Raw genomic sequence first — 15,839 nt, 5'->3', positions numbered from 1 at the left:
ATATGAGAATAATATTACTTGGACCTCCAGGGGCAGGTAAAGGAACTCAAGCAGCGAAAATAGTGGAAAAATACGATATACCTCATATATCTACTGGAGACATATTTAGAAAGAATATAAAAGAAGGTACAGAATTAGGGAAAAAAGCAAAAGAATACATGGATCAAGGACTTTTAGTTCCAGATGAATTAACATGTGGACTAGTAGTTGATAGAATATCTCAAGAAGATTGCAAAGAAGGATTTATGTTAGATGGTTTCCCTAGAAATATAAATCAAGCAGAACAGCTTGATAAACATTTAGCTGATACTGGAATAAAACTTGATAAAATAGTAAACATAGAAGTTGATAAAAGTATATTAGTAGGAAGAGCTGTAGGAAGAAGAATTTGTAAAGCTTGCGGAGCTACTTTCCACATAGAGTTTAATCCAACTAAAGTAGAAGGAATCTGTGATAAATGTGGAGAAAATCTTCACCAAAGAGCAGATGACAATGAAGAAACTGTTTCTAAAAGAATACAAGTTTATTTAGATGAAACTAAACCATTAGTAGGTTATTATTCTGAACAAGGAATAGTTGCTAATATAAATGGTGATCAGGAAATAGACAAAGTATTTTCTGATATAGTTGAATCTTTAAGTTAATTAATGATAATAAAAAAAACTGATAGACAGATAGAACTCATGAGAGAAGCGGGCAAAATAGTCGCGGATACTCATGAAGTTCTGAGAAAAGCTATTATTCCAGGAGTAACAACTCTTGAATTAAATAAGATAGCTGAAGAAAATATCAAAAAATATAATGCAGAACCTTCTTTTAAAGGATATCAAGGATTCCCTGCAAGTATATGTACTTCTATTAATGAAGAGGTTATCCATGGAATACCTGGGAAAAGAATAATCCAAGAAGGTGATATTATAAGTATTGATATAGGAGCCTATTATAAAGGATATCATGGAGATTCAGCTAAAACACATGCTGTGGCTATGGTATCTGAAGAAGATAGGAAACTAATAGAAGTTACTAGAGAAAGCTTCTATAAAGGATTAGAATTTGCGAAAGTTGGATATAGACTTTCAGATATCTCGCATGCGATACAAGCACACATACAAAAAAATCAATTTTCAGTAGTTAAAGATTATGCTGGACATGGGGTAGGGAAACGACTTCATGAATCTCCAGAAATACTAAACTACGGACCAGCAGGTAAAGGACCTAAATTAAAAAAAGGTATGGTTTTAGCCATTGAACCTATGGTAAATATCGGAACTTATCGAGTGTTCACTTTATCTAATGGATGGACTGTTGTTACAGCAGACAAAAAAAGATCAGCTCATTATGAGCATACAATAGCTATTACAGAAGATCAGCCAATAATACTTACAAAGTTATAATTATTGAGCAGATAAAAATAGTCTAGACTATTTAAATATAGGTCTGAAAGGTTGTTTTTTATATAATATAAAAAAGCCTGGATTGATAAGTTAAGCGGATGAGAAAATCAAAATTATACTAATATATATAGAGTCTAAATAATATTAGTATAATAATGATTAAATTATTTTGCTGAAATGGAGGTTTGGTTAATTAATATGGCCAAAAAAGATGTTATAGAATTAGAAGGTACAGTTGTAGAAAGCTTACCAAACGCAATGTTTAAAGTTAAACTTGAAAATGGACATGAAATACTATGCCATATTTCAGGGAAGCTAAGAATGAACTTCATAAGAATTCTTGAAGGTGACAAAGTAAATGTAGAACTTTCACCTTATGATCTTACTAGAGGAAGAATTACTTGGCGTAAGAAGTAGACGTTTTAGTCTGAGGAGGGATAAGTAATGAAGGTTAGACCATCAGTAAAACCAATATGCGAAAAATGTAAAGTAATAAAAAGAAAAGGTAAAGTAATGGTTATATGTGAAAACCCTAAACACAAACAGAAACAGGGATAAAACTTATAAAATATTACTAGTATTTTAGTCGCTCATGTAGTATAATAATATACTGTGATTGTTAACAGCGGCGTTGAATATTGATAATTATCTAGATACGGAAAATAAATTGAAATCAATTAAAAATTATGCGTAGGAGGTGCAATTAATGGCAAGAATAGCTGGGGTAGATTTACCTAGAGAAAAAAGAGCAGAAATAGGCTTAACTTATATATATGGTATAGGTAAAGCAACTTCAAATGAAATATTAGCTAAAGCCGGGATAAATCCAGACACTAGAATAAAAGATTTATCTGAAGACGAAGTTAATGAATTAAGAAAAATAATAGATGAAGATTTCTTAGTTGAAGGTGACTTAAGAAGAGAAATAGCTTTAAATATAAAAAGACTTAGAGATATAAAATGCTACAGAGGTATAAGACATATGAAAGGTCTACCATGTAGAGGACAGAAAACTAAAACTAATGCAAGAACTAGAAAAGGTCCTAAAAAGACTGTATCTCGTAAAAAGAAAAAATAATTAAATTAACTATATAAAAATATAAAGGAGGGAAATAGTAAAAATGGCAAAAGCTAAAAAGAAAGTAACACGTGTTAGAAGAAAAGAACGTAAAAACATAGAACGTGGACATGCACATATACAGTCTACATTTAATAATACAATAGTAACTTTAACTGACGTTCATGGAAATGCAATATCTTGGGCATCTTCAGGTCAGTTAGGATTCAAAGGATCAAGAAAAGCAACTCCATTTGCATCTCAGATGGCTGCTGAAACAGCTGCAAAAGCTGCAATGGAACATGGTTTAAAAACTGTTGAAGTATTCGTAAAAGGACCAGGTTCAGGAAGAGAAGCTGCAATAAGAGCTTTACAGGCAACTGGTTTAGAAGTAACTATGATAAAAGACGTTACTCCAATACCACACAATGGTTGTAGACCACCAAAAAGAAGAAGAGTGTAATTTTAATAATAAGAAGAGTGTAATTTGATAGATATAGAAATAATCACAGGAGGTGTAATTTAATGGCAAGATATACAGGTGCATCATGCAGACAGTGCCGTAGAGAAGGAATGAAATTATTCCTTAAAGGTGACAGATGCTATACAGATAAATGTGCTTTAGATAGAAGAAACTACGCTCCAGGTCAGCATGGACAGGGAAGAAAAAAAGTTTCTAACTATGGAGAACAGTTAAGAGAAAAACAGAAAGTTAAAAGAATATACGGAGTTTTAGAAACTCAGTTCAGAAACTTATATGAAAGAGCAGAAAAAATGTCTGGTAAAACAGGGGCTAATCTTTTAAGCTTATTAGAAAGAAGATTAGACAATGTTGTTTACAGAATGGGATTAGCTGCATCTAGAAAAGAAGCTAGACAGTTAGTAACTCATGCTCACTTTACTTTAAATGGTAAAAAAGTTGATATACCATCTTTAACAGTTAACGTTGGTGATGTTATAGCAGTTAAAGAAACATCTAAATCATCAGCTAAATTCAAAGCTTTAGTAGAAAACAACACTAGAATAGCTCCAAACTGGTTAGAAAATAACTTAGATGAAATGTGTGCTAAAGTTGTTTCACTTCCAACAAGAGAAGATATAGATCTTGAAATAGCTGAACACTTAATTATAGAGCTTTACTCTAAATAATAAGAACAGATTTAGCTTAATAACTTATATTAAATTAAAATTTATTTACCCTCAGTGGATTACTGAATGTTAAGGAGGGTTTTATCCATGATAGAAATAGAAAAGCCAAAGGTAGATATCGTACAACTTAGTGAAGATTTTAGATACGGCAAATTTGTTGTAGAACCTCTAGAAAGAGGATATGGAATCACTATAGGAAATGCACTAAGAAGAATACTGTTATCTTCATTACCAGGAGTTGCAGTTAATGCTGTTAAAATAGAAGGAGTTCTTCATGAATTTTCAACTATACCTGGTGTAAAAGAAGATGTTACAGAAATAATATTAACTTTAAAAGAACTTTCAGCTACTATTGATGGTGAAGGAAGTAGAACACTTAAAATAGAAGCACAAGGACCTTGTACTGTAACAGGTGCAGACATAATATGTCCACCAGATGTTGAAATAATAAGCAAGGATCTTAAAATAGCTACATTAGATGAAGGTTCTAAGCTTAATATGGATATATATGTTGACAAAGGCAGAGGATATGTTCCTGCTGAAGAAAACAAAACAGAAAACATGCCAATAGGTGTGTTACCAGTTGACTCTATATATACTCCTGTAGAAAAAGTGAATTATCATGTTGAAAATACAAGAGTAGGTCAGAAATCTGACTATGATAAGTTAACTCTAGAAGTTTGGACTAATGGAAGTATAAATCCTCAAGAAGGAATATCTCTTGCAGCCAAAGTTCTTGTTGAACATCTTAAACTATTCATTGATTTAACAGAGCATGTAGGCAGTGTTGAAATAATGGTAGAAAAAGAAGAAGATCAGAAAGAAAAAGTTCTTGAAATGACAATAGAAGAATTAGATTTATCTGTTAGATCTTACAACTGTTTAAAAAGAGCGGGTATAAATACAGTTGAAGAATTAGCTAATAAATCTGAAGACGATATGATGAAGGTTAGAAACCTAGGTAAAAAATCTCTAGAAGAAGTTATACAGAAACTAGATGAGTTAGGACTAGGATTAAAACCAAATGAAGAATAATAGACTTTCGAATATATAAAATTTATAAACTCGAAAAGGAGGGGAAAGAATGGCAACTTACCGTAAATTAGGTCGTGAAACTGCTCACAGAAACCTTATGCTAAGAAACTTAGTAACTGATTTACTAAGAGAAGGAAGAATAGAAACTACAGTAACTAGAGCAAAAGAAACTCGTAGAATGGCTGAAAAGATGATAACTCTTGCAAAAAGAGGAGATCTTCACGCTAGAAGACAGGTTTTAGCTTATGTTCTTGATGAAACTGTTGTTAGTAACTTATTCACAGAAATAGCTCCAAAATATGCTGAAAGAAATGGTGGATATACTAGAATAATCAAAAAAGGTCCTAGAAGAGGCGATGCTGCTGAAATGGCCTTCATAGAATTAGTATAATTAAGCTAATAATAAATGCTATGGTATTTTAATGCCATAGCATTTTTAGATATTTAAGATAAGATAAAAACGATTTTTTTAAATCATAAGAAAATATCTGAGAGTTAAAAAATTTAATTTAATATAAGAATTTTGCTTTAATAGAATAAAATTGGGGACTACAGGCTGTTAAAATACAGTCTGTTTTTTTATTGTATAAAAATATATCCTAAAAATATTGTATGAATATAATCTATATATTTAATTAATATTCAATAAAGTATAGATATAGCTTGAAAAATCTTTTATAATTGTATCTGTTGTATGATAAATTGTATGATATAATAAAATATTATAATGTTTTTAGAGTTATAAAATTTATGAGAATTTTTAAATATAGGAAAAGAGGTGTTGAAAATGGATAATCTTATAGAAATTAAAAATCTTTATTTTTATTATGAAAATGAAGAGGGAGAAAAACAAAAAGCTATAGAAGATTTTAGTTTAGATATAAAAAAAGGTGAATTTGTAGCAATTATAGGTCATAATGGTTCTGGTAAATCAACACTTTCAAAAAATATGAATGCGATACTTAAGCCTAATAAAGGTGATGTTATTGTAAAGGAAATGAATACAAAAGATGAAAATAATATGTGGGATATAAGACAAACAGCAGGAATGGTATTTCAAAATCCAGATAATCAAATAGTAGCTACTATAGTAGAGGAAGATGTAGCATTTGGACCAGAAAATTTAGGTATAGAACCATCAGAAATAAGAAAAAGAGTAGAAGAATCATTAAAAAATGTAGGTATGTATGAATTTAGAGATAGACAACCACATCTATTATCAGGAGGACAAAAACAAAGAGTGGCAATAGCTGGAATAATAGCTATGAAACCAGAGTGTATAATTTTTGATGAAGCAACAGCTATGTTAGATCCTTCTGGAAGAAAAGAGGTTATGAATACTATTAAAAAGCTAAATAAAGAAGAAGGAATAACAGCTATACACATAACTCACTTTATGGAAGAAGCTGTAGATGCAGATAGGGTAATAGTTATGGAGAAAGGTAAAAAAGTATTAGAAGGGACTCCACGAGAAGTATTTAAAGAGATAGAAAGACTTAAAAAGATAGGTCTTGATGTTCCTTGTATGACTGAAATATCTTATATGTTAAATAAAGAAGGTTTAAACATAAAAGAAGATATATTAACAGTGGATGAAATGGTGAATGAATTATGTCTATTAAAGTAAGTAATTTAACATATATATATGATGAAGGAATGCCTTTTGAAAATAGAGCTATTGATGATATTTCTTTTGAAATAGAAGATAATGATTTTGTTGGATTAATTGGTCATACAGGTTCTGGAAAATCTACTTTAATACAGCATTTAAACGGACTTTTAAAGCCTTCTTCTGGAAGTATATATATAAATGAATTTAATATAACTCAAAAGGATATTAATCTTACAGAAATAAGAAAAAGAGTAGGTGTAGTTTTTCAATATCCAGAATATCAATTATTTGAAGAAACAGTTGAAAAAGATATTGAATTTGGACCAAGAAATATGGGTCTTTCTGAAGAAGAAATATGTAAAAGAGTTAAATCATCTATGAATGCTGTAGGACTTAATTATGAAGAATATAGATTAAAATCTCCATTTGAACTATCAGGAGGACAAAAAAGAAGAGTTGCAATAGCAGGAGTTATAGCAATGGATCCAGAGGTTTTAATTTTAGATGAACCAACTGCAGGTCTAGACCCAGGTGGTAGAGAAGAGATCTTTAATCTTATAAGAAAATTACATAAAGAAAGAAATATAACTATAATACTTTCATCTCATAGTATGGATGATATGGCGAAACTAGTAAAAACGCTTATAGTTATGAATAAAGGAAAAATAGAGTTTATGGGTAATCCTAGAGAAGTATTTAGAGATAATGCACATAGACTTAAAGAAATAGGATTAGATATACCACAAGTATTAGAACTAGCAATAAAACTTAGAGAAAAAGGTTTTGATATAAGACAGGATATAATTACTCCTGAGGAAGCAAAATGTGAGATATTAAGAGTAATAGGAGGTAGGAAACAATGTTAAAAGATATAACAGTTGGACAATATTATCCAACATCATCTCCTATTCATAAATTAGATGCAGGATTAAAATTAATAGCTACTATATTATTTATGATATCTATATTTATGATAAATAATATGTCGGTATATATAGGAGTTGTAGCTGTATTAATTATTTTGACAATTCTTTCTAAAATACCTGTAAAATTCATTTTAAAAGGATTAAAGCCTCTAAAATGGATAATTATATTTACATTTATAGTAAATATGTTTTGTATACCAGGAGAAAAAATCTGGTCTTTTGGATTTATGGCTATAACCAAAGAAGGTATTAGACAGGCTATTTTTATGTCTATAAGATTGACACTACTTATAGTAGGAACATCTTTATTGACACTTACTACATCTCCAATAGCACTTACAGATGGAATAGAAAGAGTTTTAACTCCATTTAAAAAAATAGGTATGCCAGTACATGAATTAGCGATGATGATGACAATAGCTCTTAGATTTATTCCTACACTTTTGGATGAAACAGATAAGATTATGAAAGCACAGATGTCTAGAGGTGCTGATTTTGAAAGTAAAAATATTATAAATAGAGCTAAAAATCTAGTTCCTTTATTAGTTCCATTATTTGTAAGTGCATTTAGAAGAGCAGATGAACTTGCTATGGCGATGGAGTCTAGATGTTATAGAGGTGGAGATAATAGAACAAAGATGAAGGAAGCAATTATAAGTAAAAGAGAGTATATTGCAACTGTACTTATAATAATTTATATGATTCTTATATTTTTATCTAGACAACTTTAATTTAAATGTAAAATAATGTATTATAAATTTGTCTGTTAGGAGGACAATATGAGAAATATAAAAATAATAGTTCAGTATAATGGTGCAAATTATTGTGGTTGGCAAGAACAACCGGATTCGCTTGGAATACAAGGAAATATAGAGTATGCAATAAAAGAAATTACAAAAGAAAAAGTTAAGATAAATGGATCAGGAAGAACAGATGCAGGTGTACATGCTATAGGTCAAGTAGCTAATTTTAAGATAGAATCAAAAATAGATGTATCTAGAATACCAGATGCATTAAATTCTAAGTTACCCAAGGATATATCTATTATAGATGCAGAAGAAGTAGATGAAGATTTCCATGCAAGGTATAGTGCCAAAGGTAAAGTTTATAGGTATTTAGTTTATAATAGTAGGTATCGAAATCCAATTCTGAAAGATATATCATATCAGGTTAAATATGATTTAGACTTTGATAAAATGAAAAAAGCAGCAGAATCACTTGTAGGAACACATGATTTTTGTGGATTTATGAGCAGTGGTTCTTCTATAAAAGATACTGTTAGAACAATAAGAAATGTAAAAATTGAAAAAGAGGGCGATTTAATAGTATTTGAATTTGAAGGGAATGGATTTTTATATAATATGGTAAGAATAATTTCCGGAACACTTATAGATATAGGAAGAGGAAAGATAGAAGAAAATATGGAGGAAATAATAAAATCAAAAAATAGGTCAAATGCAGGTCATACAGCGCCTGGACACGCATTATTCCTCAAAAAAGTTTTCTATTAATCTTGACACTTTTAAGTTATAGTCGTATAATATACAAGAATGTGTTAATAAGTCCACTTTGCCCCGGACTTGACATAAACGGAAAATATTTTTATAGGAAAAAAGTTAAGGAGGGACAGATATGAAAAGTTATATAGCTAAACCAGCAGACGTAAAAAGAAACTGGTACTTAGTTGACGCTGAAGGAAAAACTTTAGGTCGTTTAGCAACAGAAGTAGCAACAATATTAAGAGGGAAACATAAACCAACATTTACACCACATGTTGACGGAGGAGACTTCGTAGTAGTTGTAAATGCATCAAAAGTAGTTTTAACAGGTAAAAAATTAGATCAGAAATACTACAGATACCACACAGGTTATGTAGGTGGTCTTAAAGAAATATCATACAGAGAAATGATGCAGAAAAAACCTGAAGAAGTAGTAGCTCACGCAGTTAGCGGAATGTTACCAAAAAATAAATTAAGAAGCAGAATGATGACTAGATTAAGAGTATTCGCTGGTGCTGAACATGATCATGCAGCTCAGAATCCAGAAGTAATAGAATTTTAATTAGGTGAAAGGAGGAGTTATCATGGCAAATGTACAGTACATAGGAACAGGAAGAAGAAAACATTCTGTAGCTAGAGTTAGATTAGTTGCAGGAGAAGGAAATATAATAGTAAATGGTAGATCATTAGATGAATATTTCAACTATGAAACATTAATAAGAGATGTTAAACAGCCATTAGTATTAACTGAAACTGAAAATAAATTTGACGTTATAGTAAAAGTTGAAGGTGGAGGATTCACTGGACAGGCTGGTGCTATAAGACATGGTATATCTAGAGCTTTATTAAAAGCTGATGAAGATTTAAGACCTGCTTTAAAGAAAGAAGGATTCTTAACTAGAGATGCTAGAATGAAAGAAAGAAAAAAATACGGTTTAAAAGCTGCCAGAAGAGCTCCACAGTTCTCAAAAAGATAGTTTTTACGTATTATATGCTTACAAAGAATTCCCGGGATTTTATTCCGGGATTTTTTATTATATAAATAAAGAAAGAAGATGATATTATGTTATATACAATTTATTTCAGCCCGACTGGAAGAACAGAAAAAATAGCCAAAACAATTTCTTCAATGTGGAAAAATGTTGAATATGTGGATATATCTAGAATGGATATAAACTACGACGATTTAATTATTTCTAAAGAAGATATAGTAATGATAGTAGTGCCATCTTTTGGAGGAAGAATACCTAATATAGCAGCAGAAAGATTATCTAAAATAGAAGGTAACGGTGCAAAATCTATAGCTGTAGTAGTATATGGAAATAGAGAATATGATGATACGCTTATAGAATTATATGATTTATTAAAAGAGGATGGATTTATTGTTGGAGCTATGATATCGGCTGTAGCAGAACATTCTATTATAAGAAGTATAGCATCAAATAGACCGGATGAAGCTGATATAAAAGAATTAAAAAGTTTTTCAGAAAAAATAAAAAATAAATTTGAAAATGAAGATATTAATAAAAATTTATTACCAAAAGGAAATAGACCATATAAAGATTTTAAAGGATCATCATTAAAACCAATTGCAAATGAAAGATGTAATGAATGTGGATTATGTGTAGAAAAATGTCCTGTAGGTGCAATATCAACAGATGATATGAAGAATGTGGATAAAAATATATGTATTTCTTGTATGAGATGTATAGAGGTCTGTCCAAATAAGGCAAGATATATTGATTATAGTATGAAAGAAGAACTAGAAAAAAGATTAAAGCCTTTGTGTTCAGAAAGAAAGAATAATGAGCTAATTTTATAATAATTTAAACAAGAAAGAATTGATTCAAATAAAAAAGAAATCCTCCAGATGAACTGGAGGATTTCTCTATTTTAAAAGTGATTTTTCTAAAGATAGTTAAGTAATTGAGTAAGAACCCAATTATTATGATTTTTAAGATAATAAATTCCTTGGTTTGCAGAAATAACATTTCCAGAAACCTCTCTGAAAATCATAGATGAATTATGGAATTCATCAGCTTCATGTCTGGTAGTAAAAATAATAGATTTATTTATAGAACCAGTTATTAAAAGAAGCTCCATATCATCTTCAGACTTAATTCTAGTATGAGCTATATTTGTATTTTTTTTCATATAACTAATATAAGTATCTAATACATATACATCTTCTTTTGCATCGACAATATCATCCATTGTGATGCTATCTTTTGTAGCTAATGTATGATTTTTTGGAATCATAATACCAAATTGACATGAACGAACTAATTTACTATCGATATTATCTGGAAGTTCTAATGTTGATGATACATATGCTAAAATAACATCGTATTTACCGCTTAATAAGTAATCTACATAATATGCATTATGACATCTATCAAAAACTATATCTACATTAGGATATTTTGATTTTAAAGTAGATACTGCTGAATCTAGAATGTTTAAAGAACTAAACCCATACATACCAATAGTTAATTTACCCTTTGAATACATCGAGCTAAACTTTGTTTTCAAAACAGCATCGTCATAGGCTTTTAATATTTTTACAACTTCTTTATAGAATATTTCTCCTTGAGGAGTAAGAGATACATTTCTACTATTTCTAATAAATAGATCGGTTTCTAATTCTTCTTCAAGGTTTTGTATATGATGACTTATTGCAGGTTGAGCTATATGACACTCCTTAGCTGCTTTTGTAAAATTTTTATTACGTGCGACACTTTCAAAATAATGCAGTTTTTCAATTTTCATATTTTATCACCAATTAAAAAATATTTATATTAAATCTAGATATGTATATTAATATTAATATATATATCTATAAGAAAACATATATAAATAATTATAAAACAAAATAGGAAAAAAGACAAAAGAAATTTAAATAGGTATAAGAAAGTAAAAATTTTCCTATAAAAATAAATATTTATATACGTATAATAAAAAAAAATCTAGAATACTGTATAATATTAAAAAATATATTGACAAAAATGAAAAAAATATATAAAATATTTAGTTTAGGTTTGACAAAAATGCTTATTTGTGGTATTATGTAAACATAGAATAAGTGGGAAGGTGATATGATGGCAACAGTCCATACTTTAGAAAGTATAAAATCTACTCTTGAAAAACATATAGGAAAAAGAGTACAATTAAAAGCTAACAAGGGGAGAAAGCAGATTGTCACAAAGAGGGGAATACTTGAAGAAGCATATCCAAGTGTATTCATTGTAAAATTAGATGATGAAACAAATGGAGCATCTAGAGTTTCTTATAGTTATTCAGATTTATTAACTTCTAATGTTAAATTACAAGTTATAAAAGGAAAATCTGAAAATGAAAGAAAAGTAAGTTAAATTAATATAATAAAAAGTTACAGTATAAAATTATACTGTATAATTTTTTGATTTTTATAATTCATTTTGAATTAGTAAAACAGGTAATTGTATATTATATACACAGTTACCTGTTTTTTGTAGTATAATTAATATTGAAATTAATCTTTTACATATGATAATATGTTGGAGGTAAAAATGAAGGTTAAATGTAGAGCAAAAATAAATTTGTCAATAGATATACTTGGCAAACTTGAAAATGGATATCATCTTGTAGAAATGATAATGCAATCAATTGATTTATATGATATTTTAGATATCAACGAAAGAAATGATGGAAAAATAATACTGACTAGTGAAAATAAAGAAATACCATTAGATGAAACAAATATAATATATAAAGCAGCAACTCTTTTAAAAGAAGAGATGAATATAAAAAAAGGTGCTGAAATAGTTATAGATAAAAAAATACCTGTTGCAGCAGGTATGGCAGGTGGAAGTACTGATGCAGCGGGAACATTAATTGCACTTAATAAAATCTGGAAATTAAATCTAGATGAGAAACAATTAAAAGAAATAGGTTTTAAATTGGGTGCGGATGTACCATTCTGTATATCAGGAGGAGCTGTTTTAGCAGAAAATTTAGGTGAAAAATTAACTAATATAAAAGGATTGGACGACAATTTATTTATATTAATTTGCAAACCAGAATTATTTGTTTCAACTAAAGAAGTATATAATAAATTTGATATGTCAAACGTATCTAAAAGACCAAACAATAAATATCTTATAGAATGTCTTGAAAAAAATGATACAAAATCTCTTGCAAAAAATATGTGTAATGTATTAGAATTTGTAACATCTTCAATGCATCCAGAAATAGAAGATATAGAAAATACTATTAAAAAAACTAATGTTTTGGGGACTATGATGAGTGGAAGTGGTCCAACTGTTTTTGGTATTTTTGATATAAAAGAAGAAGCTGAAAAAGCTAAAAAAGAACTATTAAAAAAATACAAACAAGTATATGTTGTTAGAAGTGCTGAAAGGGGAATAGAAATAAATGGAGAATCTAACTAAATTAAATTTAGATAATTATAAACCACTTAGAGATGTTGTTTTTGAAAGCTTAAGAAAAGCTATTGTTGAAGGAAATTTAAAACCAGGACAAAGACTTATGGAAGTACAATTAGCCGAACAGTTAGGAGTAAGTAGAACACCAGTAAGAGAGGCTATAAGAAAATTAGAATTAGAAGGTTTTGTAATAATGCTTCCTAGAAAAGGTGCTTATGTTGCTGATATGTCTGTAAAAGATATAATAGATGTATTAGAGGTGAGAGGAGCATTAGAAGGATTAGCAGCTAATTTAGCAGCTGAGAGAATGGATGAAAATGAAATAGAAGAATTAAAAAAAGCTTCAGAAGCTCTTAATAAAGCTATGGAAACTGAAGATTTAGATGAAATACTTAAAAGAGATGTAGAATTCCATCAACGTATATTTGAAGCTTCAGGAAATAAAAAACTTACTCAGATGATAAACTCTCTTTGGGAACAAGTTTATAGATTTAGAGCTGGATATATGTCAGATCAAAATGCTATGCAAGGAATAATAGAAGAACATGAACATTTAATAGATGCAATAGTTAGTGGAGAAGGTGAAAAAGCATCAAAATGTGCAAAAGAACATATAGAAAGAGCTGAACAATACATGATAGATAAAGCTGATAGAATATAGATAGAAAAGTATAAGGAGATTTAACATGGATAAAAGAGGAATCGGAGTTTTTGATTCTGGTTTAGGAGGATTGACAGTATTAAAAGAAATAAAAAAAATATTGCCAAATGAAGATTTGGTATATTTTGGAGATACTGCTAGAGTGCCATATGGACCAAGATCTAAAGAAACAATAATGAAATATACTTTTCAAGCTATAAACTTTCTTCTTACAAAAAATGTAAAGGCAATTGTAATTGCTTGTAATACAGCTACAGCAAGAAGTTTGGTAGAAGCACAAGAAAAGTACAATATACCTATAATAGGTGTTATTGAAGCTGGTGCTAGAACAGCTGCAGCATCTACTACAAATGGTAAAGTAGGTGTTATAGGAACAGAAGGGACAATAAAATCAAAAGCATATAATACTGAAATAAAAAAAATAAATAAGAATATAAGAGTTTATGGAAAAGCATGTTCTCTTTTTGTTCCTATTGTTGAAGAAGGTTGGTCAAATACAGAAGTAGCTAGATTAACTGCGAAAGAATATTTAAAAGATCTTAAAGAAAAAGGTGTAGACTCAATAGTATTGGGATGTACACATTATCCACTTCTAAAAAGAACTATTGGTGAGGAAGTTGGTATGGAAGTAAAACTTGTAAATCCAGCAAAAGAAACAGCATTGGATTTAAAGGAAATATTAATACAAAATAATATTTTAAATACAGAAGAAAAAATAGGTCAATGTAATTACTTTGTATCCGATATAAATGTCAAATTCCCATCGATAGCAAGAGAATTTTTAAAGACTAAAATAGAAGTTGAAAAAGTAGAAATACAAAGATATTAAAACAAAATTTATTTCATATGAGGTAAAAAAGTGAGTAGTAAAATAACAATAGAAACAAGACAATATGATTCAAATGGAAATATGGATACAATAGAACTTAAAGTATACGGAAATGTTATAGAAAAAAATGGAAGTATCTATATTAAATATAATCAAAAAGAAGAAGACTTAGAAGTTAAAAATACTATAAAAGTATCAAAAGATTGTATAAAGGTCATAAAAACAGGAAGTGTTAATTCTACTATGACATTTGTGAAAGATGTAAAACATACTAATAGATATTCTACACCTCAAGGTATATTTTTAATTGATACAGAGGTAAATGACTTCACAATTTCTAATGATGAAAAAAGAATAGAGATTAAATTAGATTATATGATAGAAATTCAAAATATGTTTGCAGGAAGAAATAAAATAACTATTAAAGCTGAGAAATAATTACAAAATTATTAGAATAATTTTTTTAAGGTAGCGAAAAAGCTACCTTTTATTGCATTTATTTGGTATTATTATACATAGATGGTTTATATAATAAACTATAGAGATTTTTTTACGTCAAAAATCAAAAAAGAGGTAGTAAATATGATATTTAACAAATTTGTTGAAACTATAGATAAACATAATATGATATCGGATGGTGATAAAATAATAGTTGCTCTTTCAGGTGGTCCAGATTCTGTTTGTTTAATTCATTTATTAAATAGATTAAAAGAATCTAGAAATTTAGAAATCTATGCAGCACATCTTAACCATCAAATAAGAGGAATAGAAGCTCAAATGGATGCAATGTATGTATCTGAATTATGTAATAAATTAAATATACCAGTATTTATAAAATCAGTAGATGTACCAGCATACTGCGAGAAAAATGGACTTTCTTTAGAAGAAGGTGCTAGAAAAGTCAGATATGAAATGCTTTATGAAATAAAAAGAAGAACAGGATCAAATAAAATAGCTGTTGGTCATAATATGAATGATCAAGCTGAAACAGTTATAATGAGAATAATGAGAGGAACTGGACTTCAAGGATTAAGAGGAATAGAATATGTAAGAGAAGATGGAATAATAAGACCTATTTTAGATATAGAAAGAAAAGATATTGAAGAATATTGCACAAAAAATGAACTAGATCCTAAAATAGATAAAACTAATTTAGAAAGTATATACACTAGAAATAGAATTAGATTAGAATTAATTCCATATATGAAAGAACATTTTAATGGGAATGTTATTGAATCGATAGTAAGACTTAG

Annotated in this window: 23 protein-coding genes; 22 read left to right on the top strand and 1 reads right to left on the bottom strand. The window is 28.9% G+C overall.

Annotation, left to right across the window (positions count from 1 at the left end; all coding sequences use genetic code 11):
- Positions 1–2 precede the first annotated feature (2 nt).
- The 16 genes from Q1J78_RS00985 (at position 3) to Q1J78_RS00910 (ending at position 10,494) form a co-directional block, all read left to right on the top strand.
- A complete protein-coding gene (locus tag Q1J78_RS00985; RefSeq protein ID WP_300277240.1) occupies positions 3–644 on the top strand; it encodes an adenylate kinase in 642 nt (213 codons plus the stop codon).
- A gap of 3 nt (positions 645–647) precedes the next feature.
- The gene (gene map, locus Q1J78_RS00980) at positions 648–1,394 is read left to right on the top strand and encodes a type I methionyl aminopeptidase (protein ID WP_300277237.1); all 747 of its coding nucleotides are present in this window, start codon (positions 648–650) and stop codon (positions 1,392–1,394) included.
- Positions 1,395–1,592: 198 nt separating this feature from the next.
- Positions 1,593–1,811 carry a translation initiation factor IF-1 gene (gene infA / locus Q1J78_RS00975; protein WP_040410592.1) on the top strand — a complete coding sequence of 73 codons (219 nt, stop codon included), beginning with the start codon at positions 1,593–1,595 and terminating at the stop codon, positions 1,809–1,811.
- Positions 1,812–1,838: 27 nt separating this feature from the next.
- Positions 1,839–1,952: a 50S ribosomal protein L36 gene (gene rpmJ, locus Q1J78_RS00970; RefSeq protein ID WP_002509257.1), complete on the top strand. Its 114-nt coding sequence runs from the start codon at positions 1,839–1,841 to the stop codon at positions 1,950–1,952.
- Between the two features lie 148 nt (positions 1,953–2,100).
- Positions 2,101–2,472: a 30S ribosomal protein S13 gene (rpsM, locus tag Q1J78_RS00965; protein WP_040410593.1), complete on the top strand. Its 372-nt coding sequence runs from the start codon at positions 2,101–2,103 to the stop codon at positions 2,470–2,472.
- A gap of 43 nt (positions 2,473–2,515) precedes the next feature.
- On the top strand, positions 2,516–2,914 hold the full coding sequence (rpsK, locus tag Q1J78_RS00960) for a 30S ribosomal protein S11 (RefSeq protein ID WP_006440523.1): 399 nt from the start codon (positions 2,516–2,518) through the stop codon (positions 2,912–2,914).
- Positions 2,915–2,976: 62 nt separating this feature from the next.
- Positions 2,977–3,600, top strand: a complete 624-nt coding sequence (gene rpsD, locus Q1J78_RS00955) for a 30S ribosomal protein S4 (protein ID WP_178412907.1) — start codon at positions 2,977–2,979, stop codon at positions 3,598–3,600.
- A gap of 87 nt (positions 3,601–3,687) precedes the next feature.
- Positions 3,688–4,635: a DNA-directed RNA polymerase subunit alpha gene (locus Q1J78_RS00950; protein WP_300277229.1), complete on the top strand. Its 948-nt coding sequence runs from the start codon at positions 3,688–3,690 to the stop codon at positions 4,633–4,635.
- Positions 4,636–4,684: 49 nt separating this feature from the next.
- Positions 4,685–5,026 carry a 50S ribosomal protein L17 gene (rplQ, locus tag Q1J78_RS00945; protein ID WP_006440526.1) on the top strand — a complete coding sequence of 114 codons (342 nt, stop codon included), beginning with the start codon at positions 4,685–4,687 and terminating at the stop codon, positions 5,024–5,026.
- A gap of 396 nt (positions 5,027–5,422) precedes the next feature.
- Complete coding sequence (locus tag Q1J78_RS00940; RefSeq protein WP_300277222.1) at positions 5,423–6,262, top strand: energy-coupling factor transporter ATPase; 840 nt, start codon at positions 5,423–5,425, stop codon at positions 6,260–6,262.
- Entirely contained in the window at positions 6,247–7,113 is an 867-nt protein-coding gene (locus Q1J78_RS00935; RefSeq protein WP_300277220.1) for an energy-coupling factor transporter ATPase, read from the top strand. The genes Q1J78_RS00940 and Q1J78_RS00935 overlap by 16 nt, the downstream gene beginning before the upstream one ends.
- A complete protein-coding gene (locus Q1J78_RS00930) occupies positions 7,107–7,904 on the top strand; it encodes an energy-coupling factor transporter transmembrane component T family protein (protein WP_300277218.1) in 798 nt (265 codons plus the stop codon). The genes Q1J78_RS00935 and Q1J78_RS00930 overlap by 7 nt, the downstream gene beginning before the upstream one ends.
- Before the next feature lie 48 nt (positions 7,905–7,952).
- Positions 7,953–8,684, top strand: coding sequence for a tRNA pseudouridine(38-40) synthase TruA (gene truA / locus Q1J78_RS00925; protein ID WP_300277215.1), 732 nt, complete (start codon positions 7,953–7,955; stop codon positions 8,682–8,684).
- A 121-nt stretch (positions 8,685–8,805) separates the two neighbouring features.
- The gene (gene rplM, locus Q1J78_RS00920) at positions 8,806–9,234 is read left to right on the top strand and encodes a 50S ribosomal protein L13 (RefSeq protein ID WP_300277212.1); all 429 of its coding nucleotides are present in this window, start codon (positions 8,806–8,808) and stop codon (positions 9,232–9,234) included.
- Between the two features lie 22 nt (positions 9,235–9,256).
- Positions 9,257–9,649, top strand: coding sequence for a 30S ribosomal protein S9 (gene rpsI / locus Q1J78_RS00915; protein WP_300277209.1), 393 nt, complete (start codon positions 9,257–9,259; stop codon positions 9,647–9,649).
- A gap of 86 nt (positions 9,650–9,735) precedes the next feature.
- Entirely contained in the window at positions 9,736–10,494 is a 759-nt protein-coding gene (locus tag Q1J78_RS00910) for an EFR1 family ferrodoxin (RefSeq protein ID WP_300277206.1), read from the top strand.
- Between the two features lie 86 nt (positions 10,495–10,580).
- Here the strand turns inward: Q1J78_RS00910 and Q1J78_RS00905 are convergent, their stop codons facing one another.
- Positions 10,581–11,441: a LysR family transcriptional regulator gene (locus Q1J78_RS00905; RefSeq protein ID WP_300277204.1), complete on the bottom strand. Its 861-nt coding sequence runs from the start codon at positions 11,439–11,441 to the stop codon at positions 10,581–10,583.
- Between the two features lie 329 nt (positions 11,442–11,770).
- Between Q1J78_RS00905 and Q1J78_RS00900 the strand changes: the two genes are divergently transcribed.
- The 6 genes from Q1J78_RS00900 to tilS form a co-directional block, all read left to right on the top strand.
- Entirely contained in the window at positions 11,771–12,043 is a 273-nt protein-coding gene (locus Q1J78_RS00900) for a Veg family protein (protein ID WP_300277292.1), read from the top strand.
- A 177-nt stretch (positions 12,044–12,220) separates the two neighbouring features.
- A complete protein-coding gene (gene ispE, locus Q1J78_RS00895) occupies positions 12,221–13,102 on the top strand; it encodes a 4-(cytidine 5'-diphospho)-2-C-methyl-D-erythritol kinase (protein ID WP_300277201.1) in 882 nt (293 codons plus the stop codon).
- A complete protein-coding gene (locus Q1J78_RS00890; protein WP_300277198.1) occupies positions 13,086–13,757 on the top strand; it encodes a GntR family transcriptional regulator in 672 nt (223 codons plus the stop codon). The genes ispE and Q1J78_RS00890 overlap by 17 nt, the downstream gene beginning before the upstream one ends.
- A gap of 25 nt (positions 13,758–13,782) precedes the next feature.
- On the top strand, positions 13,783–14,586 hold the full coding sequence (murI, locus tag Q1J78_RS00885; RefSeq protein ID WP_300277194.1) for a glutamate racemase: 804 nt from the start codon (positions 13,783–13,785) through the stop codon (positions 14,584–14,586).
- A gap of 30 nt (positions 14,587–14,616) precedes the next feature.
- The gene (locus Q1J78_RS00880; RefSeq protein ID WP_300277191.1) at positions 14,617–15,024 is read left to right on the top strand and encodes a YwiB family protein; all 408 of its coding nucleotides are present in this window, start codon (positions 14,617–14,619) and stop codon (positions 15,022–15,024) included.
- A 144-nt stretch (positions 15,025–15,168) separates the two neighbouring features.
- On the top strand, positions 15,169–15,839 hold a 671-nt coding region (tilS, locus tag Q1J78_RS00875; protein WP_300277188.1), incomplete at its 3' end, for a tRNA lysidine(34) synthetase TilS.

It is taken from the genome of Peptacetobacter sp. (assembly GCF_029264495.1).
In the GTDB taxonomy this organism is placed as follows: Bacteria; Bacillota; Clostridia; order Peptostreptococcales; family Peptostreptococcaceae; genus Peptacetobacter.
The sequence above is the reverse complement of the archived record's forward strand: the minus strand, read 5'-3'. Positions and strand labels throughout refer to the sequence as shown.